Raw genomic sequence first — 23,934 nt, forward strand, 5'->3', positions numbered from 1 at the left:
GTGGCCCGTTCGTCTATCGGTTAGGACGCCAGGTTTTCAACCTGGAAAGAGGGGTTCGATTCCCCTACGGGCTACCACTTCATCACACTCCGAACTTTTCCTGACACAGGGCCTGTACTTGCGCCCAGACGGATTTGAATTCCGGCGTGTTTTCGGCGGCATAGTGGAAGTTCTTCATCAATCCCGTAAGCTGAGTGAAGACCTGGCGTACCTCGGCCTTGTCGGCGAACTGCGCGGTGGATTGAGTGACGCCATAGACCAGTTTGAACGTCATCTTCTGACGCTCTAGCGGCACCGACGCATCCACCGGGTCAAAGGCATCCTGCTGCAGATAGACCATGTCGACAAACAGCGCCTTTTGCTGAGTCACAAAATCCTCGATCGTGACCCCTTCCTCGCCGGTCACCTGCATCATCTGGTCAACCTGTTCGCCCCTTTCGATCAATGCCAGCAAGTCGCGCACTTTGCCCGTCCATCCGGCCTCGGCGTTGGTGTCGTACCAGTCTGAGAGCTGTTCCAGATAACGCGACCAGCTGAGCATCGGATCGACCGCAGGATAGAACCGCTTATAGGCGCGTTCGGACGACAGGCCGAGGAAACACTTCACCGTGGACAGCGTCGATTGCGTGACCGGTTCATCAAAGTTCCCACCTGCCGGTGACACGGTCCCGATCAGGGTCAGGCTGCCGGTGTCCCCATCATTGGTCTTCATCGCTCCGGCGCGTTCGTACAACCCCTTGATCGAGCTTTCGAGATAGGCGGGAAAGCCCTCTTCCCCCGGAATTTCTTCGAGCTTGCCGGAGGTCTCGCGCATGGCCTGAGCCCAGCGACTGGTACTGTCCGCGATCAGCAGCACATCATACCCCATCTGGCGGTAATACTCACCCAGAGTGATCCCGGTGAAGATCGACGCCTCGCGTGCAGCTACGGGCATCGAGGAGGTGTTGCAGATGATGATCGTCCGGTCCATCAGACTGCCGCCAGTGGTCGGGTCGGTCATCTTCGGGAATTCCGCAATCGTCTCGACAACCTCACCCGCGCGTTCACCACAGGCCACCACGATCACGATGTCCACCTTGGTGTTGCGTGCAATCAGGTTCTGCAGCACCGTCTTGCCTGCGCCGAACGGACCAGGAATACAGGCCGTCCCACCGCGGGCAATCGGAAAGAACGTGTCGATCAGGCGTTGAGAGGTCAGGACAGGTTCGGTCGGATAGAGCCGCTCGGACAAGGTGCGTTTCAGAACGTTTTCCGGCAAAGCCCGCCGTACCGGCCATTTCTGCGACAGGGTCAGCGTGTGCTCACCCCCCTGTGCATCTTCAAGCCGCGCCACGATATCATGGATCATGGCCGCACCCTTCTGAACCCAAATGACTTTGTAATCCCCAACCCAGTTAAAGGGCAGCATGATCTTATGGGTAAAATGCCCCTCGGGCACCGTCCCGATGCTGTCGCCTGCAGTGACCGTGTCGCCCACCTTGACCGATGGGGTAAACGACCACTTTGCCTGAGTGTCCAGCGGCGCCACGTCCGCCCCACGCGGCAGAAAGGTTCCGAATTCTGCCGCCACCTTGGCCAAAGGCGACTGCAAGCCGTCAAACACCTGCCCCAACAGCCCAGGACCAAGTTCGACCGAGAGCAGCTGCCCGGATTGTTCGACCGGGTCGCCCACGGCGACGCCATCAGTGCTTTCGTAAACCTGCACATCGGCAGTGTCGCCCCGCACCCGTAACACTTCGGCTTTCAGACGTTCCTGACGTCCACCGGGGCCGGGCCGCGTGGGCAGAATGAAAACGACCTCATTCTTGACCAGCTGTCCGGGATGGCCTGTGGCATCAGGGTTCGCCTGAATTTGTACCAGCCCTTCCTGTACCGAGACGACGCGGGCAGTAGAGGTCTGCGTGGCGGAGGTTGGGGCTGTCATGCGCTTACTCCCTCGAAATCCAAGTCGATCGCACTTGCCATGGCGTGTTGCGCCAGTTTCTCAAAGCGCGTTGCCGCGTCACGCGCATTGCTTTGCGCCCAGCGATCAAAAATATTCCAGATCAGAACATAAATCGCCACGGCTTCGAAATCGAACAGATGGCGCGCGGCGTAGCGTTTCAGTTGCTTATGGCTGACCGACAAAAGCAACCGTTCAAGCCCCAGGGGGTCATCGACATCCAGCAAGTGTTTGGCTTCTTTGATCCAGGGCATTGGGGTTTCCAGCCGAAAGGCAGGGTCGCCCCAGTTGGCTGGAATGTGTCGGCTCCAGCGTCCAATGCCATAGACGCCACTAGGTGCAGCACCCCCCTGTTTGCGCAGGCGCAGCGCGGCAACCGCCGTCCTCAAATCCATCCGTTCCATGAACAGCTTGCGCAAGGTCGGTTGTGAAATGTGCCGGAGCGCTTCTTTGCATCGCTCAATGGTCTGTGCATCCGTGGTGTTCATATCATAGTTGTTCCAGTTCAGAGCGTGTTCCATTACCTCCAGAACCCGCGCATCCGCTGGTGTCAGCGCCCGCAAGCGCCGGTCCAGCCTGAGCCGCGACAGTGGAGGTTGTTTGGCGATGAACAACCGTTCCGAGCCCGGCAGGCTGCTGATCAGCGCGATATAGGCGTCAGGGTCCGACATGTTACCGGATCACACCTTCCAAAACAGCACGAAAGCGCGGCTGCAAATGTTCCATTAACAACGAGGCGACGGCCTTATCGGTCAGATCCAGAACAACCCCCTGTTCATCAGCCCGGATGCGGATGCCATTCTGGGTGTCATCCGCGCTGTGCAGCTCAACCTGTTCCTTCAGCATTTCAGCCGTCAGTCCCAGAACGTAACGCGTCAGCTTTCCCGACTGAATATCATCGGCGTTCTGTTTGATGTCATCCTGAGTGGCGACCCTGGGGGGCAGTATGACCTGCGCGGGCCCTTCCAGTCTGGCGTCTGACGCGGCGCGACCGACGACCTCAAGGATCATTTGTTTCAGCAGTTCAGGATCAGTCATTTCTTGGGTGACCAGCCGTTCAACATCCTTGCGAAATCGATCTGTCAGACCGGCCTTCATTGTAAGCACCGCATCACGCATCGCTGTGTTCAGCGCCTCTTCTCCGGCTGTGCGATAATTATCCGCCTCGGCACGGGCCTTTTTCCGATACTCATCTACGTCGCGCTTGGCATCGGCAAGAATTTTGGCCGCCTCGGCTTTGGCATCAGCGCGCAGCTTGTCTGCATCGGCCTGACCGGCAGCCACACCATCGCTGCGCAGCTTGTCGATCAGCGCATCCACCCCATGCGAAATCATCCCGTCCTGTGCCATCAGCTAATCCCCGCGCTGATGACCAAAGCAAAGACAAAGGCAAATACGCCAAAGCCCTCGATGATTGCAGCCGGCGCAAGTGCCAGGCCAAAAATCTCGGGCTTTTCCTTGGTTGCGTTAATCGCTGCAGCACAGGCCCTTCCCTGCCAGATGCCGCAATACATCAGGGCGATGCCCGACAGGATACCGATCCCGAACAGCCCGCCTGCATTTTCAGGCGTCACATCGCGGTTCAGCGTGAACATGATGACGATGCCGTAGATCACCATCGTCGATGGAAAGGCCGACACGCCGATAAACCGGCCATACCCGCCTTCGGTTTCCGTCATCGCTCCGATACTGGCCTGTCCAGCAATGGAACAGCCAATCGCGCTTGCTGCGGCGCCCAGCGCCATGGGGGCATAGATTCCCAACCAGCCCAATGTAAGTACAAGCTCATTCATTCCTGAACCTCCTTGCGGGCGAACGGGCGAAAGACGATGCCTTCATCCGGCAGACCCCATTTAAAGAATTCGATGTAATTGAGACGTAATCCGTGAACGACGCCGCTCATCATGGCGAGCGCGAAATTGAGGATGTGCCCGGCGATCAGGATCAACACTCCGAACAGAAGGCCCAGCCCTTTCAGGGACTGCATCACCGAGACCGCCAGATCGTTGAACGTGATCGCCAGCGAAGCCGAGGCCAGCCCCAGCGCAAACAGGCGCATATAGCTAAGCACATCGCCAAAGGCCCCCATCGCCCCGGCCAACCCCTGCACGCCCTCTATCAGGCGCCACAGCCAGTCAGAGGGTTTGGCAATCTCGCGCTCGCTGGTGAACAGAAGGATCGCCAAGGCCCCAGCGATCATGATCGCGGCCCCCGGTGCAGTTGGTCCGCCTTTCATATAGCTCAGCCACAGTATAAACCCGCCGATCAACACCGCGATCCAGCCAAGATTGGCAACGGAACTGCGCCGCCCCCAAGACGCGCGTGCTGCAAGCGCATTCGCCAATATCAGGTGCAGAACACCGACCACGATTGAAATCATCATCATCGAGTCGAAATTGTTCAGGTCCAACAGCTTGAGTTTCCCCCAGATCGTGCCCGAGGCCGGGGAAGCGCCAAAATAGCTTCCAACCAAAATCCCGTACAGGACCGTCGCGCCCGAGATGATCAAACCATAAAGCCGCCACGATCTTTTCGCCGGTGTATTGTCGAGACGTTTCCAGAAGGCCAACAGCCCCAGCAGGATAACCAGGCCATAGCCGGCATCCGCAACGATCATCGCAAAGAAGATCGCGAACGAGACGGACACGATTATGCTGGGGTCCCATTCTCGGTACCCAGGAACCTGATAGAACAGGGCAAGGTCTACTGCTGCACTGCGATTTTCCGGCTGCTCAAGCAGCGTCGGAGGCATCTCGTTCGGGCCCGGGTCTTCGATCAAAACAGCGGCGTTCTGCGAATTGGCCATGTCCAGGACAGCCTCGACCTGATCGCTGGGCACCCAACCCTGCAGGGCAAACACTTCGCCTTCGTCGCGGACCTTTTGCGTGGCATGAGCCAGTTCTGCTGCGCTTTCGGCGGCGGCAAGATTACGCCGCATCAACGTCAGAAAACGGGTCTGCCCGATACGCTCGGCTTCCAGCGCCTCAATGGCGATTTCGGCCTCTTCCAGCTGAGCTTCAAGCTCGTGAATGGGCAACGAACCCGTATGGGTGCGCGGCACTGGAAGGATGTCGTCTTCGGGATCTTCCGGGGCGATCAGAACGGCGTAGAGAAACCGGTGATCCTCTTGCAGGATGGCCCAGGGCAACTGAAGCTCCGCCAGTGCCTCACGGTGCTTTAGCGGCAGTTGATAGAACCAAAGCCGGTTGCCTGCCAACACATCACTCGGCGGAAAATCCAGATCTCCCCACGGGCGCACCTGAGCGATCCGGTGGGCCAAAAAATCCCGGTGGTCGGTCATATCCCGTATGCGCTGCATCAAGTCCAGGACTTCACCGACGAACTGGTCCATATCAAAACCAGAATCGCGCCGAACCTGACGGCGCGTTTCCGACGATTCTTTCAAAAACCGCAATGCTTTATACGCATCTCGGGCACCACGCTCATTGATCCGCTCTGGCTCTGCCGGCGGCGGTGCCAAAGGCAAAACATGCATGCATCCCAATGTCTGCAGCGCGCCCAGAGTGTCCCCCTTGTTCGCGGCACGGCCGACCAAAGACAGTTTTTTCAGCCTTGCAACACTCATGCCGCAACCTCCTTCGCATGTTTGCGTTTGGAGATTTTCGAGCGCACAACGGATTGCATCTGTTCATCGCTCAGATAGATGCGGATTTTCTTGATGTTGGCCCTGGCGCGCGGGATCAACACCTTCTCGAACAGATTGACGCGCTGGGTGATCGTGGCGACTGATTTGTCAAAAATCCTGACCCTTTCTTCGGCCACTTTCACGCGCAATCGGGCTTCGATCATGTCATGCAACAAACGCGCCACTGCATCCACCCAATGTGGCTTGGCCAAAAGGGAATACGGACGTACCGCGACCTCGATTCGGTCCAGATCGGGCATGGTAACGCCAACCACGTTGACCTTCTTCAGCCGGTAATCCTTTAGTTCGACCAACCCTTCCAGGTCGACACCTTGTTGCGCCAGCATGGGCAGCTTTTCCCCGACCTGCTGTGCCAAGCGCGTCACCTCCTCCTGCAGGTGCTGCACATTTTTACGTGCCTTGGCCCGTTCAGCCATCAGTTGCTGACGCTTCAGGTCCAGAGACGGCAAGAACCGCTCATAGCTTTTCAGCTGCGTCTGCTCGCGTGCAAGCGACGATTTATTCAGCTGCAACCGCGCCATGTGCATCCTTTGGGAAGTATTTGTCGATCAGATCCTGCTTCATCAGCAACTGCTCGGGGGCAAAGCATTCAGCAAGTGTCTTCCATCCCAGATCTAGCGCATCCTCCAGCGGGATCGAGACGTTGATGTCCATAAAGCGTTTGCGGAACAAAGCGCCGAATTTCAGCAACTGGTTGTCATAATCCGATAGGTCAAACGCCATGGCCTGTTTCTGCGCGGCATCTCGGCTTTCGGAATAGAACCGGATCATCGTGTTCATGATCTGGCCGTGGTCTTCGCGCGTGGTCTTGCCGATTACATTCTGCTTGAGGCGCGACAAACTGCCGAACGGGTCGATCACCCCGGAATGCAGGTAAAACTGGCCTTCAGTGATATATCCGGTGTTGTCCGGCACCGGATGCGTCACGTCATTCCCGGGCATGGTTGTGACAGTCAGCACAGTAACCGATCCACCCTTGGCATAGTCGCAAGCTTTCTCATACCGTCGTGCCAGTTGCGAGTAGAGATCGCCCATATATCCACGCTGCGATGGGACGCGCTCCTGACTGATCCCAACCTCTTTCATCGCATCGGCATAGGCGGTCATATCCGTCAGCAGGACCAGAACACGCTTGCCCTCTTCCACAGCGAATTTCTCGGCAACGGCCAGCGCCATATCCGGCACGAGCAGGCGTTCGACCAACGGGTCCATGGCCTGATTGACGAACATCACGGTCCGCGAGAACACGCCCGCATCCTCGAACGAGGTTCTGAACGTGTGGAAGTCGTCAAAAATCAGCCCTAGCCCGCCAAACACAACAATATCCGCATCCGCCTGAATGCCGATGCGGCTGAGAAACGCGTTGAACGGCTCGCCGGATACCGAAAATATTGGGATCTTCTGGCTTTCGACCAGCGTATTGAACACGTCGATCATCGGCACATCCGTGCGAATCATCTTGTCGGGAACCGACCGCTCAACCGGGTTCACCGTTGGTCCCCCAATGTCGATGCGCGGTTCGGCAGACAAATCCGGGCCGCCGTCAATCGCCTCGCCTGCGCCGTCGAACACCCGGCCCAGAATATTGGCCGAATACGGGGTTTGCATCGGATGACCAAGGAACGTTGCTGTCGCCTCGGTCGAAATCCCCTTGGTACCCGAGAACATTTGCAAGGTTATCACATCGCGGTCGATGAAGATGACTTGCGCCAGCGTTCTGTGCCCATCGACAGTTTCGATCACGGCCAGATCGTTGAAACGCACCGTCGCGTCAGCGGACCCGTCACTCGGAACTTTTATCTTTAGCGTATCCCCCACGATCTCGAGAACGCGGGTAAATTTCAGAAGACTTCGGGACATTTCTGATCCTCATAGCCTGAAAACTTGATTGAACTCAAATCGTGCAGCAAACGGTCACAAAGGTCTGCTTTTCAAATCGACCCACATCACAGCGTCTGCCGAAAAACCATGCGCGCGACCCTGCATTCAAGGGGTCTGCGAACTGAAATTAATGGGCAAATGGTGCTTTAAAACATGATATAAATCAATTCATTTTCAGAAATTTATCCCGGCCATCACCTCAATTACTAAAAATTTAGTTTGACACGCAGGAGGCAAATCGCTGATGCTGATCGTCATCCGGTCTGCGCCGGATCACATTATCTTTGGGAGGAAACAGATGCGGAGACATCTACTTTCCGCAGTGGCGGCGGCTGCCGTCATTGCGGGGCACGGTCCCGTTTGGGCCGACGAAGCCGCAGCACAACGTTGGATCGACGACGAATTCCAGCCATCGACCCTGTCGAAAGACGAACAGATGGCCGAGATGCAATGGTTCATCGAAGCTGCACAGCCTTACAATGGCATGGAAATCAACGTCCTGTCCGAAGGCATCCCTACGCACTCTTACGAATCTGAGGTTCTGACCAAGGCGTTCGAAGAAATTACCGGCATCAAGGTCAATCACCAGATTCTGGGTGAAGGCGAAGTAGTTCAAGCCGTTCAAACCCAGCTGCAAACAGGTCGGAACCTGTATGACGGCTACGTGAACGACAGTGACCTGATCGGCACCCACTCGCGTCTGCAGTTGGCGTATCCGCTGACCGACATGATGGGTGGCGACTGGGCGGGCACGACCTCTCCGACGCTGGATCTGGATGACTTCATGGGCATTCAGTTCACCACCGGTCCGGATGGCAAGCTGTATCAGCTGCCTGATCAGCAGTTTGCGAACCTCTACTGGTTCCGCAAGGACTGGTTCGACGATGAGGCAAACAAAGCCGCGTTCAAAGAGAAGTACGGCTATGATCTGGGCGTTCCGGTCAACTGGTCCGCTTACGAAGACATCGCCGATTTCTTTACCAACGATGTGAAAGAAGTCGACGGTACCGCGATCTATGGCCACATGGATTACGGCAAGCGCGCGCCTGACCTTGGCTGGCGTATGACCGACGCTTGGCTGTCGATGGCTGGTGCTGGCGACAAGGGTGAGCCGAACGGTATCCCCGTTGACGAATGGGGCATCCGCATGGAAGCGGGCACCTGTAACCCTGTTGGCGCATCTGTGTCGCGCGGTGGTGCTGCGAACGGTCCAGCTGCGGTCTATGCGATCCGCAAATGGGACGAATGGCTGCGCAACTATGCGCCTCCAGGTGCCGCGTCTTATGACTTCTACCAGTCGCTGCCGGCGCTTAGCCAAGGCAACGTGGCCCAGCAAATCTTCTGGTACACCGCCTTTACCGCCGACATGGTGAAGCCGAAGTCCGAAGGCAACAACACCGTCGACGACGAAGGCACACCGCTTTGGCGGATGGCGCCGAGCCCGCATGGCCCCTATTGGGAAGATGGTCAGAAGGTTGGGTATCAGGACGTGGGATCCTGGACCTTCCTGAAGTCGACCCCTACGGATCGTGCTCAGGCGGCTTGGCTCTATGCCCAGTTCGTGACATCCAAGACGGTCGACGTGAAGAAGTCCCATGTGGGTCTGACTTTCATTCGCGACAGCTCGGTCAACCACGAGTCGTTCACCGAACGCGCGCCCAAGCTGGGTGGTCTGGTCGAGTTCTATCGCTCACCTGACCGCGTGGCATGGTCGCCGACCGGCATCAACGTGCCGGATTATCCGAAGCTGGCCCAGATCTGGTGGCAGCAGATTGGTGACGTGAACTCGGGTGCCTTCACTCCGCAAGAAGCGATGGATCGTCTGGCCGAAGAGATGGACATCACAATGGGCCGGATGCAGGCCGCGGATGAAAGCGCCGGTGTCTACGGCGGTTGTGGTCCGCGCTTGAACGAGCCGCAGGATGCGTCCTTCTGGCTGGAAAAGCCGGGTTCGCCAAAAGCCAAGCTGGAGAACGAAAAGCCGCAAGGCCAGACCGTCAACTATGACGAACTGGTTCAGCGCTGGCAGTCCCAGTAAGCGTAAACTCGTAGGCCGGGCTCAGACCCGGCCTACCCCCAAATACCCCCAGAGAACACCAGATGATCGAACTTCAAGACGCGACCAAACGGGTCGGCAACGTCATCCATATCAAACCCACGAATCTGACGCTGCAAACAGGCCATTTCAATGTGTTACTGGGTGCCACCGGTTCCGGGAAAACATCACTGATCAAGATGATGGCTGGACTGGATCCGATCGCCACAGGCAAAGTCCTGATGGACGGTCAGGACGTGACTCGGCTGAATACGCAGAAGCGTAAGATCAGTCTGGTGCACCAGTTTTTCGTCAATTACCCCCATATGAGCGTTTTCGACAACATTGCCTCGCCCCTGCGCGTGGCAGGCATGGCGAAAAGCGAAATCGAAGGCCGCGTGGAAGAGGCCGCTGATCTGCTGCAACTGCGTCCGATGCTGCAGCGCCGCCCGCACGAGCTGTCGGGTGGGCAACAACAACGCACCGCTTTGGCCCGCGCGATTGCCAAGGAAAGCCGGGCCGTGTTCCTTGATGAACCCCTTGCCAATCTGGACTACAAACTGCGCGAAGAGCTACGCGAGCAACTTCCTGATCTTTTTGCCGGACGCGGGGCCGTTGTGGTCTATGCGACATCAGAACCGGAAGAAGCATTGCTGCTCGGTGGTCATACCGCTCTGATGGCAGACGGCCGGGTCACCCAATTTGGGCCAACCGCTGATATCTACCGCAATCCGGAAAACATCGCTGCCGCACGTGTGTTCTCGGATCCGCCCATCAACGTCGCGCATATCACCGTCTCGGGTGCGCAGGCGCAACTTGCAGGGGGCGGTGGATGGGCCGTCACCGGCATCGCAGACGGTGAATACACAGTGGCGGTACGCCCGCATCGCGTGACGCCATTCCGCACATCGGACGCAGATGTAGAGCTGACCGGGCGTGTGATCGTGACCGAGCTATCCGGATCTGACTCCAGTGCGCATTTCCAACATGGGAACGACGCATGGGTCTCATTGGCGGCGGGCGTACATCCCTATCAGGTTGGCGAAGACCATAGTTTCTATATGAATCCGGCCCATTGCCGGTATTTCGGCCAAGACGGCAAAAGGGTGGCCTGACATGGCACAGATCAAGCTTTCAAACCTTCGACACAGCTATATGCCATCGCCGCAAGGCCCCGAAGATTATGCGCTGAAGGAAATCGACGTCACTTGGCGCGATGGTGGGGCCTATGCGCTGCTGGGGCCATCGGGCTGCGGCAAGTCTACACTGCTGAACATCATCTCGGGCCTGCTGACACCCTCTGAGGGGCAGATCCTGTTTGATGACCGCGACGTGACCGCCCTGCCCCCTGATCAGCGCAACATTGCGCAGGTTTTTCAGTTTCCAGTGATCTACGACACGATGACCGTAGGCGAGAACCTAGCCTTTCCTCTGAAAAACCGGGGCGTTGACGCGGCAACCATTAAGCGGCGTGTTGATGAGATTGCCGAAATGCTGGATGTCACGGATATGCTGGGCACCAAAGCCTCTGGCCTGAGCCCGGACAACAAGCAAAAAATCTCGATGGGGCGCGGACTAGTGCGCGATGACGTGAATGCGGTGATGTTTGATGAGCCGCTGACCGTGATCGACCCGCATCTGAAATGGAAACTGCGGTCCAAGTTGAAAGAGCTGCACCAGCGCGTAAAAGCCACAATGATCTACGTCACCCACGACCAGACCGAGGCGTTGACTTTTGCTGATGAAGTCGTGGTCATGCAGGATGGAGAAGTGGTTCAGATCGGTACGCCGGTTGAACTGTTCGAGCGGCCTCAGCATACATTCGTTGGTCACTTTATCGGCTCGCCCGGCATGAATGTGTTGCCCTGCGATACCAAGGGCGATCGCGCTATTTTCGAAGGGCATGAGGTGGCCTTGGAAGGTCCGACCCATGGTGAAGGTGGTCGCACCGATCTGGGAATACGCCCGGAATATGTAGGCTTCGGCCAATCCGGCATACCGGCACATGTCACCAAAGTGGCCGATATCGGGCGCCATTACGTGGTCAGTGCCATGGTTGGGAACACGCCGATCAAGGCCGTCACCGAACACAATGCCCCCGAACAAGGCTCGATGGTCTTTCTGCAATTCAAACCCGAGCAGTCCCGCGTCTATCGCGACGGCTGGATTGCAACGCAGGAGCGGGCCCAATGAGAACAATAAACCAAAGAGCATGGTTCTTTGTCCTGCCGGTTCTGGCACTGGTCGCGTTCAACGCGCTGGTGCCAATGATGACAGTGGTCAACTACTCGGTGCAGGAGACCTTCGGCAATAACCAGTTCTTCTGGGAAGGGCTGGGATGGTTCGAACAAATCCTGCGCTCCGACCGTTTTCAGGCCGCTTTGGGGCGACAGTTCCTGTTTACCTTCATGATCCTGATCATCGAGGTGCCGCTGGGCATCATTGTCGCCCTGTCGATGCCGCGCAAAGGCTTTTGGGTGCCGGTCTGTCTGGTGCTGATGGCTCTGCCGATGCTCATCCCCTGGAACGTAGTCGGCTCGATGTGGAACATCTTTACCCTGCCAAAAATCGGCCTGCTGGGGTATTTTCTGAATGACGTGCTGGGCATCAATTATGACATGACACAGCAACCATTGTCGGCCTGGATCACTGTCATCATCATGGATGTCTGGCACTGGACTTCGCTGGTGGTTCTACTGTGCTACGCGGGCCTGGTTTCGATCCCGGACGCCTATTATCAGGCGGCCAAGATCGACGGTGCAAGCCCGTGGTCAGTGTTCCGGTATATCCAGTTACCCAAGATGAAGACGGTTCTGACAATCGCCATCCTGCTGCGGTTCATGGACAGTTTCAACATCTACACCGAACCCTTCGTTTTGACTGGCGGGGGTCCCGGAAACTCGACCACCTTACTGTCGATTGATCTTGTAAAGATCGCGCTGGGACAGTTCGACCTTGGCCCTGCGGCTGCGATGAGCTTGATCTATTTCGCCATCACACTGCTGGTCTCATGGGTCTTCTACACTCTGATGACAAAGGATGACGCCGAATGAAAAAGCGCTCCCTCATCCCGATCCTCTATATCGCGTTCCTGATGTTGCCGATCTATTGGCTGGTGGCGATGTCCTTCAAGACCACGAACGAGATCCTGTCGGGCTTTTCTCTGTTCCCGCAGACCTTTACGCTGGAAAATTACATCACGATCTTCACAGACCCGACGTGGTATTGGGGCTACATCAACTCGATCACCTATGTGACGCTGAACACGGTACTTTCCGTCTGTGTCGCCCTGCCAGCGGCCTATGCGTTCTCACGCTATCGGTTCCTAGGGGACAAGCAGTTGTTCTTCTGGCTGCTGACCAACCGGATGGCACCGGCTGCGGTGTTCGCCTTACCGTTCTTTCAGCTCTATTCGTCAATCCAGTTGTTTGACACCTATCTGGCGGTGGCGCTGGCGCATACGCTGTTTAACGTGCCGCTAGCGGTGTGGATTTTGGAAGGGTTCATGCGTGGCATCCCGAAGGAGTTGGACGAAACCGCTTATGTGGACGGGTATTCCTTTCCGCGCTTTTTCGTCACGATATTCCTGCCAAATATCAAAGCGGGCGTAGGCGTCGCGGCATTCTTCTGCTTCATGTTCTCATGGGTCGAAATGCTGTTGGCCAAGACTCTGACAGCGGTCGAGGCCAAACCCATCGCTGCCGTAATGACCCGAACCGCGTCCAGCGCCGGGTACGAATTGGGCCTGCTGGCCGCCGCCGGGACGCTGACCATCATCCCTGGCGCCATCGTCATCTGGTTTGTCCGCAACTACATCGCGCGTGGTTTCGCGATGGGGCGTGTATGAGGTTCGATATGCGTAAACTGCTTTTGATCCCCTTTCTGATCCCCGGTTCGGCCTTGGCGCAAGCACAGGCCGGGTGGGGAAGTGTGGGTCAGCCCGAAGAAAAAGAGTTTTCCTGGACCGCGCCCTTGTGGCCGGATTTCTGGATGGCGTGGACACCGGCGACCCTGGCCGTATTTGTCGGCATCTTTTCAGCCATCGCGCTGATCGGTCTGCTGGAAGGGTTCAAATACCGCGACGGGATTGAACGGCGCGGCGTTCTGGGCTTGACCACCACATTGGGCGACCGTCTGTTCATCACATTGCTTGGGGCAGCTTACATTTTTCTGGCCTGGTTAGGGCTAGTCGGGCAACCGGTCTGGACACCGCTGTTCCTGTCCATCGGCTGGGGCGTTTTCGTGTTCTGGAAAGTTTAAGCTTTGCGAAACCATCAAAGGATGCTTGTCTGTCAGGCACAGGTAAAATGACGGCACTGGGATCAATGCGAAAGAAAAAGACGACAAACCTGCTGACCGAGGTCGAACTGGAGTTCATGAACGAACTCTGGGCTCTGGGTCAGGGCTCGGTGCGTGATGTACTGGACCGGCTGCCACCAGATCGGAACCTGGCCTATACGTCAGGGGCCACAATCCTTCGCATTCTTGACGAAAAAGGCTTTGTAGAAAGTCGCAAAAACGGCAAGACCCTAAGTTATACGCCGCTTCTGGAGAAGGATAGGTATCAGGCGCGTTCACTGCAGAACCTGTCACGAACCCTGTTCGATGACACACCAGCCACGCTGGTTGCACGGTTGGTAGATGACGCTGGTCTGAGCGAGGCAGATCTTGAGGATATTCGGGCACTGGTAGAGAGGAGACTGCAAAATGACAGCGGTTAAACCGGTTCTCGATGCATTTCTCGAACTGAATCTGGTTCTTGCCTTAGCGGCTATTGTATGGATCGCGGCAAGATACGTGGTTTCAATGACGCAGATGCGACACGGGTTTGTTGCACAGCTGCGCGCATTGAAAATTCTGTGTCTTTGCGTCCTGCTCAGCCCCCTTTTGGCAATCGGGGCTGGTTTGGTTATGGCGCTGTATTCCGTTGAAGGCGGGGTCGCCATTGGGGATCTTGCGGTTGCAGCCTATCTGCGTGGCGATATCGCCATGCCCGCCACCCAGTTCGAGGCCCTGCTCAATACCCGGCAAAGGTGGATCGAACAGACCCTTGCAGGAGAAAACCCGATTATATCGGCAATCTTGGTGGTAATGGCGCTCTATTCTGCGGTCTGCATCCTGCGCATTATCCGTGACGGGTTAGCAATCCGAGGCATTGTGCGCTCCAGCTATCTGTGGCGAAGCTCGGAAAAGGTCGATATCCGCCTGTCCGACCGGGTCACAGTCCCCTTCGCCGTTCGCGGTTTGTGGCGCAGGCATGTGGTATTGCCCAGCCATCTGCTCAACACCCCCAGCGATATGCGGTTTGCCCTTGCACACGAGCTGCAACATGTCAGGGCTGCCGATGTTGAATGGGAACTGGGGTTCGAGCTTTTGCGGCCGTTCCTGTTCTGGAACCCGGCATATCTGATTCTCAAGTTTCAATTCGATCGGCTGCGCGAGCTGGCCTGTGATCAATCCGTCGTTTCGCGCCGTGGAATCAACGCGGTCGAATACACCTCCTGCCTGCTGAACTATTGCTCCAATACAGTAATGCGCGGCAGCCCGCGTGTATTGAATGTGGCTTTGGTTAAAGGGGGCAAGGCCAAACGCGTCTTGCGTCAACGTGTGATTGCCCTGGCAGATGCCCCTGCAATCCAACCCACAATGCCCCCTCTGTTCTTTGCCTTAAGCGCAGCTTTTGCTGTGACATTGGCGTTAGGCGCTGCGTCATTGCAACCTGTAGACGACTGGAGCCATGACAGGTTGATGTTGTCGACCGTTGTGAACCTTGAACGGTTGGAAGCCCGCAATCAGGGCAACTGACCCTTATTCGTGGGAAATATTTTCGAAGGATCTGCAGCGCGACGCACATTCTTGCAGCGAAGCCAATCCGCGTTTGCAGAAGAAAGAAATCGCAGGTTGCTTGGTGAAACAGGCTGAGTGGCGGTGCTGTCAGGCAAATTCGAACCAGTCTCAGTCTACCTCAGAAAGCTGAAAATTAGGCGAAACTAAATTGGCTCCATACCGAAAGAGCGGCGGTTCAACTGAGTTTGAACTTGTCGCGTGAGTAAAGCTGCCGTTTATGATTGAAGTGACTATGGACGGAAGTGTCGTCTGCGGCAAACTTTTGCAAACACCGCATTTGCCGGAAGCAGAGCATCGCACGTTCTTTTCGCCGACGGAAGATGGGAATACTCAGCAAGATTGTTCTTCCAACGGCCAGTTTCTTGTCCTAACGCATTCCCAATGACTTTCATCGCCGCGTCGTAAGAGTGCGACTTGTCAGTGACGACGAAACCTGACTGGCCCCATCGTTTCATCGCTTTCTTCAAGTGTAAAAGGGCCGCAACACGATCCCGGCGCTTCGTGAAATAGATTTCCAGCACCTCGCCTTCTTGGTCGGCTACCCGCCACAGGTGAAATTGCTTGCCATTGATCTTCAACAATAACCTTATTTAGATGCCGCTACCAGTTCGCGAAACATCGCATCCGATTTATGCGTTTTCGGCTAATTTCTGCGGCACAGATAGGGCCAAACCTATTCAACCAGAATCGAACGTGCACGATGACTGCTAGACGAATGATCTCAGGGTTGGTTTTGAAGCAGAGAAAAAGTGAGCGTTTTTTTCATCAAGCGAAGCTACGAAACTGCCCTGCCTGTCTCAAGCCAATTTCCCCTGCACCACCCGTTCAAATGTTCAGGGCTTGCGGATCGAATGGCACAAGAATCTCCTGATTTTCTGTACCTCGGATCAAAAGTTGGTTTCCCAGAGTTTCAACTGCAATCACCCTAGCTCCACTACACCAACGAAGCGCCCCGATGACATGTGTAACCTCAACTTGGCGATCGGGGTTTAGATGAATGACGCCGTGATCGTTCGGGAAACTGTTTTCGACATTTCCCAGGATGGGCGAAGCGGCCCCCTCCTCAACCCCAAGGCAGGCGAAGTGGCGGCTCGACCAAGGAGCATAATATCGACCACCGTTCGAATGCCACAACATCGTCATCGGCAAAGCCTGAGCCGATTTAAGCGACAGGAACATGTCGCCCTCCACGGGGCGAGTTACCGCGGTCCAACCCAATTTCTCATCAGGCGAATCCAATCCAACAACAAAGTCTTCACTCTGTGGAGACCATGGGTAGTTTGACAGATTCACTTCGCGGTCTTTCCCGGGAAAAGACGCCAACGTTTGGCTTTCAGCCGGATATCTAAGCGCTGAATAGCCTAAGGCCGGATCAACTTCCTGTTCAACCTTAGGCGTTCTCCAACACTGCTTTCGAGAGGTTTGAATGATCCCACCATTGGGCAAGGATACATTTGCGTGATTTGCAACCGGCATCGTGCCGTCGCCACCAATGAAAGTGTGACGCTGGTAGACGAATGGATGCTCAGGATGCAGTGTAATCTCTTTTTGCAGCCTAGCTCCATAGACCGTTCTGTCGAGCTCAGCGCGCAAATAGCTGTCGGTCTTTTCTTCTAGTCTCCAACGAGAGTTAGCTGGCCACCCATGCAGCGGCGATGTCCCCTCAGTTGACCCGAATGGGGCGCAGAAGAAATCACCGCCGAGTTTTTCCAAATGAGGTGCTATACCTTCGGGCATAACTTCGTCTGTGCCGACCCAAGGTGCGCGATGTAGTGGTGAAATCTCAGCGTTACCGTCGTACACACTGAAACTCTCGATCAACCCCAACTGCAAATCGAATGAAAGCCGGATGCCTGTTGCGGACAGCGCGATCACAAACCACTCCTAGCCCAAAAAATCATTCCACCAATACCATGACGCGACCATTTCCTACTCTGGTTTCGTAGGTGCGAAGATCTTCGCATACGGGTGCCCTCAAAGCTTTGCCAGTGCGATAGTCGAATAGCCCATTATGCTTGGGGCACTCTATCTCATTGTCCATCACCAGACCGTCCGATAAGTGCACTTGTTCGTGTGTACAGAGGCCGTCGGTGCAATAGAACTCATTGTCCAAACTGCGAACAATCAAGTAGGTTCTACCGTCGTGGTCCCAACGAATGAGATCTTCTTCCTCAACATCGTCTACGGCGCATGCGTCAACCCAAGGCATTACGTTCCTCCTCGATCACCGATTTCTAACCCCGTGTTTCTCTCTGGAACTGCCAAGTGAAAATGTTCCCGATATGGGCGGGCCGTCGGAGGGAGAGACTTTCGTATGGCGTAACTCGGGTCAACACGCTGCTTCATGACGGAACCCATCATTTCTTTGTAGCCGTCCCAAATCGAAGTATTCGGCGGCGGCAGATCATCCTTGATCAGATCATGAAGCGCTGGAAGAGAGTAATACGGAACCATCGGGAACATGTGATGCTCAATATGGTAATTCATGTTCCAGTAAACCCAACGGCTTATCGGGTTCATATAAAGTGTACGTGAATTTAAACGGTGATCAAGAACGTTCTCCGCAAGCCCTCCATGCTGAAGCAACCCCGTCATTACAAAATGCCAACACCCATAGACCCGAGGACCTCCGATTAAGAGTATGGGGATCAGGGATTTCCATGCGGCCCCGGAGACAAGCAAAACAAATGAAATCAACAAGACGGCAACGTAGATTGCAATGTGAATCCGCGCCCAAAGGACCGCTTTGGGCCATTGGCTTTCCGGAATGTAATCCCGCTCTTCTTGCGACAAGTTCCCCATGGCATTTCGCATTAGAACTTTGAGCGAAGTCCACGTTTCAACAATCCCCACAAACGCAAGCGCTTTCAGGACGAGGCTGATCGGGTGCATCCACGCTATTTCCGGATCGCGGCCAACAATGAGTGTATCGGTGTGATGCCGAGCATGGCTCCAGCGCCAATTGACCGGGTTTCGCATAATCTGGAAGGACGCGATGTGGTACACGACGTCGTTCATCCAGCGGGTTCGAAACGCCGTTCCGTGTCCGCATTCGTGCCAACGGCTATCGCAGGCCGAACCATACACGACACCGTATGCAAACCAGAAAGGCACGCAAAGCCAGCTACCCCAGAAGTACAGCCCGCCAGCCGCAAATACAAAGTGCAAAGCGATCCAGATCACTGTGTCACGAATGGCCGGCGCATCCCTGCGCTTCATAAGCGGTTTCAGCTTCTTACGAGGAACATCGCTGTGGTACCATTCCGCGGCCGAAAGACCGTTTTCGATCGCTTGACGCGTATTTACACCAGTCAGGGAATAATCCCGAACAGTGAGTTCAGAGCCAATGGGTGTGGTCGACTTACTCATTTCCCCTTTCTCCATCGCTCACAGCGCCTCCCGCTTCTTCCTAGACTATAGCAAAGGCGCCTGAATTTTGACTTCGCTAATTGGGCGGCGCAGAGCTCGCCCGTGTTACAAGCTCTACGGGAAGCGCTGATTTCATTGGAAGCGCTTTACCAGTGTTCGCCAACTGGCCCAGCAAAACCTCTGCCGCACGGCGTCCCAGTTGGTGTCGGTCCTGTCGGATTGTTGTCAGAGCCGGAACATAAGATCCTGACATTTCGATATCGTCGAAACCAACAACCGAAATGTCACCGGGCACCTTCAACCCACCCGCGACCAGCCCAGAAATCAACCCAAAGGCAACCATATCCGCAGCGCAGAACACCGCTGTTGGGCGCTCATCCATCGCAAGTATTCGTCTGGCGGCCTCATGTCCGGATTCCAGCGAGAAGTCTCCCCTGATAATCCACTCGGGCCGCGCTGGAAGCCCCAAGCGTGTCCGTTCTTCGACCACGCCCTTACGCCGAGCGGTCGTCAGAACATTCCCGTCGGGACCGGTAACATGCGCGATTTTTTTGTGGCCCAAATCATGCAGGTGCCTGATCGCCAATCGCGCACCTTCGGCGTTGTCGCTGGAAATCACCGGAAAGGCCTCGCCTTCCACCCATTCACACAAAAATACTATGCGGTCGCCGGCGCCGTATGTGACGCATTGCTGAAGTGCGGCCGGATAGATGCCACCATCCAAAGAGATTGCGCCATCTATCCGGCCGTCTCGAAAGTACCCGGCAAGAGTTTCTTCCTGCAGCGGATTACTTTCGGTATCGGCAATCAGAACTGCATAGTCCGAGCCCGCAAACCCCTCGCTGATACCGGCAAGTATGCCCGAATAGAAAGGTTTGCCGAGGTTGGGAACAAGGATCAGTACGGCCCCCGCCCTTTTCATCCGCAGGTTTCGGGCTGCCTGATTAACGCGATATCCCGTCTCGCGAATAGCTTCCAAAACAGCAACACGTGTTGATTTTGACACCAGATCGGGATTGGACAGAGCTCGACTGACAGTGGCTGTCGACACCTGCGAAACACGTGCGACGTCCTGTATTGTGGCGGGTTTGGGTATCTTGCTCATTGCTTGGCAGTCGATTTCTGGCTTGACTCGAATCTCATGTGATGCCGATTATGTAATCGATTACACAATTTGGAAAGTAGGTATTTTCCAAAATGTAATCGTTTGCAGTAACGATTTCTCCAAACGAGGGAACCTGATGGCATCCGAATTCAAACGCAACAAAAGCCGGGTTCTTTGATGGTTTCGAAGGTGACATTCGACTTTGCCGGGGCAAAGGTCCTGGTGATCGGTGCCAGCCGAGCCGGCATTGGTGCCGCTATTGCAAGAGAATTCCAGGACTCGGGTGCCACAGTGGAGATTACCGGTGTGGAACCGCAATGCGTCGAAGAGGACGCCGCCCGGTTTGACTACATTCAACTGGATGTAACCAACACCGAGGAAGTCTACAATTTTGCAGGTGAGCGGGACCATATTGACGTCTTGGTAAACTGTGCGGCGGTGACTCGACGCGGTGAAGAAATGGCACCTGAGTTCTTTTCCCACGTGCTGGACGTAAATCTGACCGGGTCTTTTCGCTGCGCCGAAGCGCTGCACCCTGCCCTTTCGGTCGCGAAAGGGCGCGTCATAAATGTGGCCTCCATGTATGCGCGCTTTGGTTCACCGCTCAACCCAGCCTATGGCGCGTCAAAAGCCGGCGTGGAACAACTAACAAAATCACTGGCGATTGCGTGGGCCAAAGACGGTATTCGGGTGAACGCGATCGCGCCCGGGTTCATCGTGACCGAGCAATCGGCGAAAGCCCGAAAAGACGCCAGTTTCTCAACAGCTGTAGAAGCACGCACACCCTGGGCACGCTGGGGTCACCCAGAAGATATCGCTGGAACAGCCTTGTTTCTCGCATCCGATGCGGCAGCCTTTGTGACCGGTACCTGCGTGATCGTGGACGGAGGGTATTCGGTTGTTTGACAGGAGCGCACGATGAGTGACTTCGCAAAAATCCGCGCTGCGGTGATCGGGTCCGGCTTCATAGGAACAGTGCACGTTCAGGCGCTTCGGCGTCTGGGCGTGGACGTAAGAGGTGTTCTTGGGTCATCGCCAGAGCGCGGAAGGGAACGAGCGCGGGCAATGAGCGTAGCCCGGGCTTATGACTCTCTGGAGGATCTGTTGGCGGATGAAAACATCGATATAGTGCACGTAACGACCCCTAACCACGCACACTATCCGCAAGTGAAATCGATCCTAGCTGCGGGCAAACACGTCATCTGCGAGAAACCACTTGCCATGACGTCCGTAGAAAGCGCCGAGATGGTCGACCTAGCCAAGGCTTCTGGCAAGGTTGCAGCGGTTTGTTACAACATTCGCTTTTATCCGCTGAACCAACAAGCCCACGGCATGGTAATGGCCGGGGATCTGGGTGATATCCGTTTTGTTACCGGGCACTACCATCAGGACTGGCTTGCCAAGCCCAACGACTGGAACTGGCGGTTGGAAAGCGAAATGGGTGGTGTGTTGCGTTCGGTCGGTGACATTGGAACGCACTGGGTTGACCTGACGAGCTTTGTCACTGGCATGAAAGCGGCATCGGTCATGGCGGAACTGGCTACTTTTATCCCGGAACGCCAGAAACCTCTCGGCTCGGTTGAGACGTTTGCCAGCGGAACCGGCGAAACCGAAAATGTGCATATCGATACCGATGATGCTGCTATGATCCTAATCCGTTACGAAAACGGAGCACGCGGCGTGATGAGCACATCCCAAGTGAATATGGGGCGAAAGAACTCATTGCAATGGGACATCGCCGGAGCAAATGCCAGTGCGGCTTGGGACAGTGAAACTCCTGATCATCTGTTCATTGGGCATCGTGACGCGCCCAACCAGACCCTGATGCGTGACTTCACCTTGATGAACGGTCCGGGGATCGCAGCCGCCACCTTGCCGCCCGGGCATGTCGAAGGGTTCGCAGATTCATTCTTCAACTTTTTCCGGGCGGTCTATGCCGACGTCATCGCAGGCGGGCGGCAACAAGGCAGCACATGGGCGACATTTGAGGACGGCCACTACGAGATGCGGTTCTGCGATGCCGTCGTCAAGTCGGCGAGTGAGAGCCGCTGGGTCGATTTGAGCGAGATTTGAGGGCGATGACATGAAACTGGGCTTACTGACTGCACCATTCGAAAACCTTCATTTGACTGAGGTGGCGGCCTGGGCCGGTTCCAATGGGTTTTCGGCGATGGAGGTCGCCTGCTGGCCATCGTCAGGTGGCGAACAACGGCGCTATGCGGGAACCAGCCACATCAACGTAGATGGCCTTTCCGCGGATCAGGGCAATGAAATTGTCGGGCAACTCGGCGATCAGGGGATCGAGATTTCGGGTCTGGGGTACTATCCCAACGCGCTCCACGCCGATGAAGAGCATCGGGTTGAAGTTATTGGACATCTTAACAAAGTAATCACCGCCGCCGGTGTTATGGGCATCAAAGTTGTCAACACATTCGTCGGCGGAGATCGCACTCTGCATCTAGACGCGAACTGGGAGCGTGCCACCGAAATTTTCGATCCGATCGTGAAGCATGCACAAAACTCTGGTGTGCGTCTGTGCTTTGAGAACTGCCCGATGATCTTCAGCTATGACGAATGGCCCGGGGGTCACAACATTGCTTACTCGCCAAGAATCTGGCGGCGGATTTTTGAAGAATGGGGCGATGCGGTTGGCATGAACTTCGATCCTTCACATCTGATCTGGCAGTTCATCGATCAGACACGGTTCATCAAGGAGTTCGGTCCTCACATGGCTCATGTCCATGCCAAAGACGTGATGGTTGATGAGGACGGGCTTTATGAGAACGGGGTGATGTCAACCGGTATGGGATGGCAAATCCCACGGCTATGCGGGCTGGGCGATGTGGACTGGTCCGGTTTCTTTTCCGGCCTGTACCGCGCCGGATACGACGGTCCGATCATTATCGAACATGAAGACAGATTGTTCGAAGGGACTGACGAAAAGGTCAAGCGGGGTTTTCTGCTGGCCCGGGATGTCCTGTCACCATTCATCAAGTGAAGAAATTATCAAATTTGAAATGACTAAAACTGGGAGGAAACTAAAATGAAGAACCTACTTTATGGTGTTGCTGCTCTTGCAGTTTCAGCGTCTCTTTCAACTGTGGCGTTGGCTGACGGGCACAAGCAATACACAATCGGAGTGTCCAACACCGTTCAAGGTAATGGTTGGCGCGAACAGATGATCTGCGCCATGCGTGCGCAAGCTCTGGTCGAAGCCGATGTGACAAACCTGATCGTCGCGCATCGCAACACTGATTCAGCCGGGCAACTGGAAGACATCAACAACCTCATCGAAGCGGGTGTAGACGCCATCGTGCTGAACCCATCCAACCCGGATGCTTTGAATTCGGCACTGGAAAAAGCAATGGCGCAAGATATCGTCATTGTTGCCGTGGATGCCGGTGTTTCGGCTGAAGGCGCCTACATTCTTTCGAACAATCAAGAAGAATACGCCTATCTTGGCGCCAAGTGGTTATTTGAACAGCTCGGTGGCAAAGGTGACGTTGTCTATATGCGAGGCATTGCTGGCGTCTCAGCCGATACTGACCGCGACAACGGCTTTAAACGCGCGTTGGCAGAACACCCCGATATCAATGTGGTGCACGAGGTTTTCACCGGCTGGCAGCAAGACCAGGGCAAGCAACAGATCTTTGATTACCTGGCCACCGGCATCCCGTTTGACGGTGTCTGGACCAGCGGCATCGACAACGTAATCGTCGATGCGTTCACCGAATCCGGGGCACCTTTGGTGCCGATCGTCGGCGCAGACAACGCGGGCTTTGTTCAATACTTGACCGAGGTTGAGGGATTGAACGGCGCGGCCGTGACAAATCCTGGCTCAGTCGGCGGCGCAGGCATTGCTCTGGCTGTCGACATTCTTAACGGCAAGGCACCTGAGAACAAAACCGTTCTTGTAGATCCTGTGCTTTGGGAGAATGCGACGGACGCAGGCCGTGAAACGATCACAGCGGCTCAGAATCCTAACCTTGACCCAGAGTGGCCCGTATCAGTGACCGTTCCCGGCTGGACCGATTACACGATGGAACAAATCATCGACTGTAAGGGACCCGGCGAGGGCTGATCCGAAT

Annotated in this window: 23 protein-coding genes, 1 tRNA gene and 1 pseudogene; 13 read left to right on the forward strand and 12 right to left on the reverse strand. The window is 55.6% G+C overall.

Going from position 1 to position 23,934, the window contains the following annotated elements:
- Nucleotides 1–2 precede the first annotated feature (2 nt).
- Nucleotides 3–77: transfer RNA gene (locus AC2FH0_RS12645), tRNA-Glu, on the forward strand.
- Between the two features lie 5 nt (nucleotides 78–82).
- Here AC2FH0_RS12645 and AC2FH0_RS12650 read toward each other — a convergent pair.
- Genes AC2FH0_RS12650 through AC2FH0_RS12680 form a run of 7 tightly spaced genes read right to left on the reverse strand, consistent with a single transcriptional unit; the run spans nucleotide 83 to nucleotide 7,469 of the window.
- Nucleotides 83–1,924, reverse strand: coding sequence for a V-type ATP synthase subunit A (locus tag AC2FH0_RS12650; RefSeq protein ID WP_496789471.1), 1,842 nt, complete (start codon nucleotides 1,922–1,924; stop codon nucleotides 83–85).
- Complete coding sequence (locus AC2FH0_RS12655) at nucleotides 1,921–2,613, reverse strand: hypothetical protein (protein ID WP_496706418.1); 693 nt, start codon at nucleotides 2,611–2,613, stop codon at nucleotides 1,921–1,923. Before AC2FH0_RS12655 ends, AC2FH0_RS12650 begins: the two co-directional genes overlap by 4 nt.
- Before the next feature lies 1 nt (nucleotide 2,614).
- On the reverse strand, nucleotides 2,615–3,292 hold the full coding sequence (locus tag AC2FH0_RS12660) for a hypothetical protein (RefSeq protein ID WP_142634693.1): 678 nt from the start codon (nucleotides 3,290–3,292) through the stop codon (nucleotides 2,615–2,617).
- Nucleotides 3,292–3,735, reverse strand: a complete 444-nt coding sequence (locus tag AC2FH0_RS12665; RefSeq protein WP_281972343.1) for an ATP synthase subunit C — start codon at nucleotides 3,733–3,735, stop codon at nucleotides 3,292–3,294. Before AC2FH0_RS12665 ends, AC2FH0_RS12660 begins: the two co-directional genes overlap by 1 nt.
- Nucleotides 3,732–5,528, reverse strand: a complete 1,797-nt coding sequence (locus AC2FH0_RS12670) for a V-type ATP synthase subunit I (protein WP_496708833.1) — start codon at nucleotides 5,526–5,528, stop codon at nucleotides 3,732–3,734. The genes AC2FH0_RS12665 and AC2FH0_RS12670 overlap by 4 nt, the downstream gene beginning before the upstream one ends.
- Complete coding sequence (locus AC2FH0_RS12675; RefSeq protein WP_496689803.1) at nucleotides 5,525–6,130, reverse strand: V-type ATP synthase subunit D; 606 nt, start codon at nucleotides 6,128–6,130, stop codon at nucleotides 5,525–5,527. Before AC2FH0_RS12675 ends, AC2FH0_RS12670 begins: the two co-directional genes overlap by 4 nt.
- A complete protein-coding gene (locus tag AC2FH0_RS12680) occupies nucleotides 6,108–7,469 on the reverse strand; it encodes a V-type ATP synthase subunit B (protein WP_496789473.1) in 1,362 nt (453 codons plus the stop codon). The genes AC2FH0_RS12675 and AC2FH0_RS12680 overlap by 23 nt, the downstream gene beginning before the upstream one ends.
- A 319-nt stretch (nucleotides 7,470–7,788) precedes the next feature.
- Between AC2FH0_RS12680 and AC2FH0_RS12685 the strand changes: the two genes are divergently transcribed.
- The 8 genes from AC2FH0_RS12685 to AC2FH0_RS12720 all read left to right on the forward strand — a co-directional run bounded on the left by AC2FH0_RS12685 (nucleotide 7,789) and on the right by AC2FH0_RS12720 (nucleotide 15,330).
- Nucleotides 7,789–9,528, forward strand: coding sequence for an ABC transporter substrate-binding protein (locus AC2FH0_RS12685; protein WP_496789474.1), 1,740 nt, complete (start codon nucleotides 7,789–7,791; stop codon nucleotides 9,526–9,528).
- 62 nt (nucleotides 9,529–9,590) lie between these two features.
- Complete coding sequence (locus AC2FH0_RS12690) at nucleotides 9,591–10,640, forward strand: ABC transporter ATP-binding protein (protein WP_496690812.1); 1,050 nt, start codon at nucleotides 9,591–9,593, stop codon at nucleotides 10,638–10,640.
- Between the two features lies 1 nt (nucleotide 10,641).
- Nucleotides 10,642–11,718 (forward strand): ABC transporter ATP-binding protein, encoded by a 1,077-nt coding sequence (locus AC2FH0_RS12695; RefSeq protein WP_496702196.1) that lies wholly within the window; start codon nucleotides 10,642–10,644, stop codon nucleotides 11,716–11,718.
- Nucleotides 11,715–12,578, forward strand: coding sequence for a carbohydrate ABC transporter permease (locus AC2FH0_RS12700; protein ID WP_142634709.1), 864 nt, complete (start codon nucleotides 11,715–11,717; stop codon nucleotides 12,576–12,578). The genes AC2FH0_RS12695 and AC2FH0_RS12700 overlap by 4 nt, the downstream gene beginning before the upstream one ends.
- Nucleotides 12,575–13,372, forward strand: coding sequence for a carbohydrate ABC transporter permease (locus AC2FH0_RS12705; protein WP_142634711.1), 798 nt, complete (start codon nucleotides 12,575–12,577; stop codon nucleotides 13,370–13,372). The genes AC2FH0_RS12700 and AC2FH0_RS12705 overlap by 4 nt, the downstream gene beginning before the upstream one ends.
- Before the next feature lie 8 nt (nucleotides 13,373–13,380).
- A complete protein-coding gene (locus AC2FH0_RS12710) occupies nucleotides 13,381–13,785 on the forward strand; it encodes a DUF2160 domain-containing protein (protein WP_142634713.1) in 405 nt (134 codons plus the stop codon).
- 65 nt (nucleotides 13,786–13,850) lie between these two features.
- Nucleotides 13,851–14,246, forward strand: a complete 396-nt coding sequence (locus AC2FH0_RS12715) for a BlaI/MecI/CopY family transcriptional regulator (protein WP_142634715.1) — start codon at nucleotides 13,851–13,853, stop codon at nucleotides 14,244–14,246.
- Nucleotides 14,233–15,330, forward strand: coding sequence for a M56 family metallopeptidase (locus tag AC2FH0_RS12720; RefSeq protein ID WP_496789475.1), 1,098 nt, complete (start codon nucleotides 14,233–14,235; stop codon nucleotides 15,328–15,330). The genes AC2FH0_RS12715 and AC2FH0_RS12720 overlap by 14 nt, the downstream gene beginning before the upstream one ends.
- A 217-nt stretch (nucleotides 15,331–15,547) precedes the next feature.
- On the opposite strand, the pseudogene AC2FH0_RS12725 reads toward AC2FH0_RS12720, so the two are convergent.
- The 5 genes and pseudogenes from AC2FH0_RS12725 to AC2FH0_RS12745 all read right to left on the reverse strand — a co-directional run bounded on the left by AC2FH0_RS12725 (nucleotide 15,548) and on the right by AC2FH0_RS12745 (nucleotide 19,846).
- Nucleotides 15,548–16,092, reverse strand: a pseudogene (locus AC2FH0_RS12725) (DDE-type integrase/transposase/recombinase).
- Between the two features lie 105 nt (nucleotides 16,093–16,197).
- On the reverse strand, nucleotides 16,198–17,247 hold the full coding sequence (locus tag AC2FH0_RS12730; RefSeq protein WP_496789476.1) for a hypothetical protein: 1,050 nt from the start codon (nucleotides 17,245–17,247) through the stop codon (nucleotides 16,198–16,200).
- A gap of 22 nt (nucleotides 17,248–17,269) precedes the next feature.
- Nucleotides 17,270–17,581, reverse strand: coding sequence for a MocE family 2Fe-2S type ferredoxin (locus AC2FH0_RS12735; protein WP_271946204.1), 312 nt, complete (start codon nucleotides 17,579–17,581; stop codon nucleotides 17,270–17,272).
- The gene (locus AC2FH0_RS12740) at nucleotides 17,581–18,741 is read right to left on the reverse strand and encodes a fatty acid desaturase family protein (protein ID WP_496789478.1); all 1,161 of its coding nucleotides are present in this window, start codon (nucleotides 18,739–18,741) and stop codon (nucleotides 17,581–17,583) included. Before AC2FH0_RS12740 ends, AC2FH0_RS12735 begins: the two co-directional genes overlap by 1 nt.
- Nucleotides 18,742–18,817: 76 nt before the next feature.
- Nucleotides 18,818–19,846, reverse strand: coding sequence for a LacI family DNA-binding transcriptional regulator (locus AC2FH0_RS12745; RefSeq protein ID WP_496789479.1), 1,029 nt, complete (start codon nucleotides 19,844–19,846; stop codon nucleotides 18,818–18,820).
- Between the two features lie 177 nt (nucleotides 19,847–20,023).
- Between AC2FH0_RS12745 and AC2FH0_RS12750 the strand changes: the two genes are divergently transcribed.
- From AC2FH0_RS12750 to AC2FH0_RS12765, 4 genes are read left to right on the forward strand one after another with little or no spacing between them, the layout of a single operon-like run.
- Nucleotides 20,024–20,752 carry an SDR family NAD(P)-dependent oxidoreductase gene (locus AC2FH0_RS12750; protein ID WP_496789480.1) on the forward strand — a complete coding sequence of 243 codons (729 nt, stop codon included), beginning with the start codon at nucleotides 20,024–20,026 and terminating at the stop codon, nucleotides 20,750–20,752.
- 12 nt (nucleotides 20,753–20,764) lie between these two features.
- On the forward strand, nucleotides 20,765–21,919 hold the full coding sequence (locus tag AC2FH0_RS12755) for a Gfo/Idh/MocA family protein (protein ID WP_496789482.1): 1,155 nt from the start codon (nucleotides 20,765–20,767) through the stop codon (nucleotides 21,917–21,919).
- A gap of 10 nt (nucleotides 21,920–21,929) precedes the next feature.
- A complete protein-coding gene (locus AC2FH0_RS12760; RefSeq protein WP_496789484.1) occupies nucleotides 21,930–22,844 on the forward strand; it encodes a sugar phosphate isomerase/epimerase family protein in 915 nt (304 codons plus the stop codon).
- Between the two features lie 45 nt (nucleotides 22,845–22,889).
- On the forward strand, nucleotides 22,890–23,927 hold the full coding sequence (locus AC2FH0_RS12765) for an ABC transporter substrate-binding protein (protein WP_496789486.1): 1,038 nt from the start codon (nucleotides 22,890–22,892) through the stop codon (nucleotides 23,925–23,927).
- Nucleotides 23,928–23,934: the final 7 nt, after the last annotated feature.

Source organism: Ruegeria sp. CDSC051 (genome assembly GCF_059610665.1).

Bases quoted from the DNA above. Each gene is read 5' to 3' on its own strand.
- AC2FH0_RS12650 (WP_496789471.1), bottom strand. From the start codon at position 1,924: ATGACAGCCCCAACCTCCGCCACGCAGACCTCTACTGCCCGCGTCGTC.
- AC2FH0_RS12655 (WP_496706418.1), bottom strand. From the start codon at position 2,613: ATGTCGGACCCTGACGCCTATATCGCGCTGATCAGCAGCCTGCCGGGC.
- AC2FH0_RS12660 (WP_142634693.1), bottom strand. From the start codon at position 3,292: ATGGCACAGGACGGGATGATTTCGCATGGGGTGGATGCGCTGATCGAC.
- AC2FH0_RS12665 (WP_281972343.1), bottom strand. From the start codon at position 3,735: ATGAATGAGCTTGTACTTACATTGGGCTGGTTGGGAATCTATGCCCCC.
- AC2FH0_RS12670 (WP_496708833.1), bottom strand. From the start codon at position 5,528: ATGAGTGTTGCAAGGCTGAAAAAACTGTCTTTGGTCGGCCGTGCCGCG.
- AC2FH0_RS12675 (WP_496689803.1), bottom strand. From the start codon at position 6,130: ATGGCGCGGTTGCAGCTGAATAAATCGTCGCTTGCACGCGAGCAGACG.
- AC2FH0_RS12680 (WP_496789473.1), bottom strand. From the start codon at position 7,469: ATGTCCCGAAGTCTTCTGAAATTTACCCGCGTTCTCGAGATCGTGGGG.
- AC2FH0_RS12685 (WP_496789474.1), top strand. From the start codon at position 7,789: ATGCGGAGACATCTACTTTCCGCAGTGGCGGCGGCTGCCGTCATTGCG.
- AC2FH0_RS12690 (WP_496690812.1), top strand. From the start codon at position 9,591: ATGATCGAACTTCAAGACGCGACCAAACGGGTCGGCAACGTCATCCAT.
- AC2FH0_RS12695 (WP_496702196.1), top strand. From the start codon at position 10,642: ATGGCACAGATCAAGCTTTCAAACCTTCGACACAGCTATATGCCATCG.
- AC2FH0_RS12700 (WP_142634709.1), top strand. From the start codon at position 11,715: ATGAGAACAATAAACCAAAGAGCATGGTTCTTTGTCCTGCCGGTTCTG.
- AC2FH0_RS12705 (WP_142634711.1), top strand. From the start codon at position 12,575: ATGAAAAAGCGCTCCCTCATCCCGATCCTCTATATCGCGTTCCTGATG.
- AC2FH0_RS12710 (WP_142634713.1), top strand. From the start codon at position 13,381: ATGCGTAAACTGCTTTTGATCCCCTTTCTGATCCCCGGTTCGGCCTTG.
- AC2FH0_RS12715 (WP_142634715.1), top strand. From the start codon at position 13,851: ATGCGAAAGAAAAAGACGACAAACCTGCTGACCGAGGTCGAACTGGAG.
- AC2FH0_RS12720 (WP_496789475.1), top strand. From the start codon at position 14,233: ATGACAGCGGTTAAACCGGTTCTCGATGCATTTCTCGAACTGAATCTG.
- AC2FH0_RS12735 (WP_271946204.1), bottom strand. From the start codon at position 17,581: ATGCCTTGGGTTGACGCATGCGCCGTAGACGATGTTGAGGAAGAAGAT.
- AC2FH0_RS12740 (WP_496789478.1), bottom strand. From the start codon at position 18,741: ATGAGTAAGTCGACCACACCCATTGGCTCTGAACTCACTGTTCGGGAT.
- AC2FH0_RS12745 (WP_496789479.1), bottom strand. From the start codon at position 19,846: ATGAGCAAGATACCCAAACCCGCCACAATACAGGACGTCGCACGTGTT.
- AC2FH0_RS12750 (WP_496789480.1), top strand. From the start codon at position 20,024: ATGGTTTCGAAGGTGACATTCGACTTTGCCGGGGCAAAGGTCCTGGTG.
- AC2FH0_RS12755 (WP_496789482.1), top strand. From the start codon at position 20,765: ATGAGTGACTTCGCAAAAATCCGCGCTGCGGTGATCGGGTCCGGCTTC.
- AC2FH0_RS12760 (WP_496789484.1), top strand. From the start codon at position 21,930: ATGAAACTGGGCTTACTGACTGCACCATTCGAAAACCTTCATTTGACT.
- AC2FH0_RS12765 (WP_496789486.1), top strand. From the start codon at position 22,890: ATGAAGAACCTACTTTATGGTGTTGCTGCTCTTGCAGTTTCAGCGTCT.